A 4,455-nucleotide genomic window follows, 5' to 3' on the forward strand; every position below is an offset into this window, starting at 1 on the left:
CTTCTAGGGTGCGCTCATCCGATTGCAAAATAAGTGCTATCGCTAAGCTCTTCTCTTCTAGGGTGCGCTCATCCGATTGCAAAATAAGTGCTATCGCTAAGCTCTTCTTCCCGTCTTCTACCCCTTTACCGGTATACAGGTCGAAAAGTTGTGCATCTTTAATCAGCGCATTACCACTTTGCAAACACGCAGCGACTACATCACCTGATGCGAGCGACTCATCGGCAATCACCGCAATATCACGACGGTTTGCAGGGAACTTGGACAGACCGGCCGCTTCAGGAATAAAGCGCGTATCAATCGCTTGCCATTCCAGCTCAAACACCACGGTACGCCCATTTAAGCCAAACTCGCGTTCTAGCTCTGGATGTAGCGTACCAATATGGCCGACAACATTGCCATCAAACTCAATCGCTGCAGTTTGGCCTGGGTGCATCGCGGGATGAGAGGCTGACACAAAGCGGAAATCATTCAACTGACCGGTTAGCTCAAGCACCGCTTCCAGATCCCCTTTTAAGTCAAAGAAATCAACCGTTGCGCTGGTCAGACCCCAATGCTCTTCGCTACTTGGTCCGGCAATAACCCCGGCAAGCATCCGCTCTTGGCGAATATTATCTTGACGTATGTTACCGCTCATATCGCCTTCAGGCGTGAAGCGTAAACCAAACTCAAACAAACGTACGCGCGGTTGTTGACGCTTTTGATTATAGGCCACCGTATTGAGCAAACCAGGTAATAAGCTTAAGCGCATCGCGGACATATCCGCCGAGATGGGGCTTGGCAGGATTAACGGCGCCACATTCGGCACAATCAACGCCTGTTGCTTGGGCTCAACAAAGCTATAAGTGATCGCTTCATGGAAACCACGGTCAACCAGAAGATCACGCACACGCTTGAGTGGCATCGCCGCTTCTTTATATTCGCGCATGGTGAGCGCAGCTTTCGGCGCACGGGTCGGAATATTGTCGTAGCCATAGATACGACCCACTTCCTCAATCAAATCTTGCTCGATGGCAATATCAAAACGCCAGCTTGGTGCCGTTGCTTCCCAACCTTGATCGGTGGTCGTCACCGCACAGCCTAAGCGGGTCAAAATGGCATCGACATCCTTGTTGTCAATAGCATGCCCGAGTAAACCATCGAGCTTGATACGACGAAGTGTGACAGTGTCACGAGCTGGCAAGGTGTTAGTGGACTCAGCCGTCACAATCTCGCCCGCTTCGCCGCCACAGATAGCCAGCAATAATTCAGTGGCTCGCTCCATCGCTGCGGCTTGCAGTGCCGGATCAACCCCGCGCTCAAAGCGGTGAGATGAATCTGTGTGTAGACCATAGCTACGTGCGCGACCACGAATCGCTTCCGGGGCAAAAAAGGCTGACTCTAACAGAATATCTTGGGTTTCTGTGGTCACACCTGACTCTTGGCCGCCAAAAATGCCTGCCATCGCCAACGCTTTTTTCTCATCCGCAATAACGAGCGTTTGCGTATTTAGTTTGGCTTCATTGCCATCAAGTAAGGTCAATGCTTCGCCTTCTTCGGCTAAACGCACCACGATGCCACCTTCAATCTTGCCAAGATCAAACGCATGCATTGGCTGACCTTGCTCAAGCATCACATAGTTGGTGACATCCACCACAGCATCGATAGAACGAATACCACTGCGACGCAGTTTTTCTTGCATCCACAACGGGCTCTGCGCATTAAGATCAACGTTTTTTACCACACGGCCCAGATAACGTGGGCACGCTTGCGGCGCATCGATGCGCACCGATACTTTGTCTTCAATGCTGGCAGCAACAGGCGTAATGGTAGGCTCTGTTACATCGGTGCGGTTTAATACGCCCACTTCACGCGCCAAGCCACGTAGGCTCAAACAATCAGCGCGGTTTGGGGTCAAATCCACATCGATGGTGACATCGTTGAGTGCAAGATAATCACGGATGTCAGTACCAATCGGCGCGTCAGCGGGCAATTCGATAATCCCATCCGATTCCACATCGATACCCAGCTCGGTGAACGAGCACAACATACCGAATGATGGCTGACCGCGTAGCTTGGCCTTTTTGATTTTAAAATCACCCGGCAATACCGCTCCAACCATGGCTACCGCCACTTTTAAGCCTTGGCGACAATTCGGCGCACCACAGACAATATCCAGTAACTCATCGTTACCTACATTAATTTTAGTGACCCGCAGTTTGTCTGCGTCAGGGTGTTGACCACATTCCACCACTTCACCCACAACCACACCGCTAAACTCGCCAGCCACGGGGGCAATCTCGTCAACTTCAAGACCGGCCATGGTGATCTGGTGGGCAAGCGCGTTGGTGTCGTTTGCTGGATTTACCCACTCTCTCAACCAAGATTCACTGAATTTCATTATTACCTTGCCCCACTGATTACTTAAATTGTTTCAAAAAGCGCAGATCGTTCTCAAAGAACGCACGAAGATCATTCACGCCATAGCGCAACATGGTTAGGCGCTCAACCCCAATACCAAAGGCAAAACCTTGATATTCCTCTGGGTCAATGTTCACCGACCGCAGGACATTGGGGTGAACCATGCCACAACCTAAGATCTCTAGCCATTTGCCACCTTTACGGCGCACATCGACTTCCGCTGAGGGCTCGGTAAACGGGAAATAGGAAGGACGGAAACGTACTTCGAGATCTTCCTCAAAAAAGTTGCGAAGGAAGTCGTTCAAAATACCTTTTAGATCGGCAAAGGTAATGTCTTTATCGACCAGCAAACCTTCTACTTGGTGGAACATGGGCGTGTGCGTTTGGTCGTAATCGTTTCGATAAACACGGCCTGGCGCAATAATACGGAATGGCGGCTTGCCGGCTTCCATGGTCCGGATCTGAACGCCCGAGGTATGGGTACGCAACATCAAATCAGGGTTAAAGAAGAAGGTGTCATGATCGGTACGCGCGGGATGATCGGCTGCGATGTTCAATGCATCAAAGTTATGGAAGCCATCTTCCACTTCCGGTCCAGCTTCCACCGAAAAACCAAGCTCACCAAAAAATTGCTCAATACGCTCAATGGTGCGCGTTACCGGATGCAATCCACCGTTTTCAATCCGGCGGCCTGGCAGGCTCACATCAATGGTTTCGGCGGCCAGTTTGGCTTCTAGCTCAGCACGTTCTAGTGCTTGCTTACGTTCAGCAATCGTCTGCTGCACGGTTTGCTTAGCCTGATTTATCTTCTGACCCGCTTCGCGGCGTTCTTCAGGAGGCAATTTGCCTAAAGCCTGAAGCTGTGCGGTTAACTCACCCTTCTTTCCTAGGTATTTTACCCGGACTTCATCCAATGCAGCCACAGAGGCAGCATCGGCCACCGCATTGGTTGCATTCGCAAGAATTTCTTCTAATTGTTGCATTGTTTCCTCGTCGACCCGTTGGGTAGTCCAAACCAGGTAGGTGCGTGACAATACCTGCTGACATCATGGTTTCACCCATTGTCTGAGCAAACTGACAGAGTCGTCTTGTTATACGCCTCAATGCCAATTGACTGAGAGAACAGGTAATAAATTGACCTTACATACTAATTAATGCCACGACTAATGCCAAACGCTAAACGGCATTTAAGTCATTTTTCCTCGCCATCAGCTACCGGTTTATCCATTTTGTTGGCATAGATGAAGAGTTTGCTATGCTACGAGCCGAGATCTCGACGAATTTGGAGCCACTATGCAAGAAAACAATCATCCTTTACGCGTGTTTGTATCTACCTCGACCCACCCTTGGTTTAATTTGGCGGTGGAAGATACGATTTTCCGTACCATGTCATCAGCGCAAAATGTGCTCTTTCTTTGGCGTAACGACAATACGGTGGTGATCGGGCGTGGTCAAAATGCATGGCGCGAATGCAACACTCGTAAAATGGAACAAGACGGCGTTGTGTTAGCTCGACGCCAAAGCGGTGGTGGCGCCGTGTTTCATGATCTCGGCAATACTAACTTTACCTTTATGGCCGGCAAGCCCGGTTATGACAAATCGGTATCGACACAAATTGTGTTGAATGCGCTAAAAACACTCGGTATTGAGGCAACGGCCAGTGGACGCAATGATCTCACCATGGATACCCCTGAAGCCCCCTGAAGGCGCTCGCAAAATCTCAGGGTCAGCCTACAAAGAGACAAAAGATCGTGGATTTCATCACGGCACCCTATTGATTAATGCCAACTTGTCGCGACTGGGCGATTACCTCAACCCTGATCCCAAAAAGCTGCAAGCCAAGGGCATTACCTCTGTACGCGCGCGAGTAGCGAATATTTCCGATTATGTCCCGGAGATCACCCACCAAGCTCTGTGTGATGCGATCAAAGCTGCATTCTTTAACCACTATGGCAATACCGCTGAGATTGAATACATTTCTCCTGAGGTCAAACCCGATGTCGAAGGCTTTAACGCCATCTATGAAAAACAGTGCAGTTGGGAATGGAATTTTGG

The 4,455-nt window shown here is 50.0% G+C and carries 2 protein-coding genes and 1 pseudogene; 1 reads left to right on the top strand and 2 read right to left on the bottom strand.

Annotated elements, in window-relative coordinates:
• Together pheT and pheS are read right to left on the bottom strand one after the other, a co-directional pair.
• Positions 1 to 2,380, bottom strand: a 2,380-nt coding sequence (gene pheT / locus BZG79_RS12470) for a phenylalanine--tRNA ligase subunit beta (RefSeq protein WP_108743294.1), incomplete at its 3' end; no start/stop codon positions are given.
• A gap of 19 nt (positions 2,381 to 2,399) precedes the next feature.
• Positions 2,400 to 3,383 (bottom strand): phenylalanine--tRNA ligase subunit alpha, encoded by a 984-nt coding sequence (pheS, locus tag BZG79_RS12475; RefSeq protein ID WP_025744396.1) that lies wholly within the window; start codon positions 3,381 to 3,383, stop codon positions 2,400 to 2,402.
• 310 nt (positions 3,384 to 3,693) lie between these two features.
• Between pheS and BZG79_RS12480 the strand changes: the two are divergent.
• Positions 3,694 to 4,455 (top strand): annotated as a pseudogene (locus tag BZG79_RS12480) (lipoate--protein ligase); the annotation flags it as partial.

Source organism: Salinivibrio sp. MA427, from assembly GCF_001996115.1.
GTDB lineage: Bacteria > Pseudomonadota > Gammaproteobacteria > Enterobacterales > Vibrionaceae > Salinivibrio > Salinivibrio costicola.

Bases quoted from the DNA above. Each gene is read 5' to 3' on its own strand.
- pheS (WP_025744396.1), bottom strand. From the start codon at position 3,383: ATGCAACAATTAGAAGAAATTCTTGCGAATGCAACCAATGCGGTGGCC.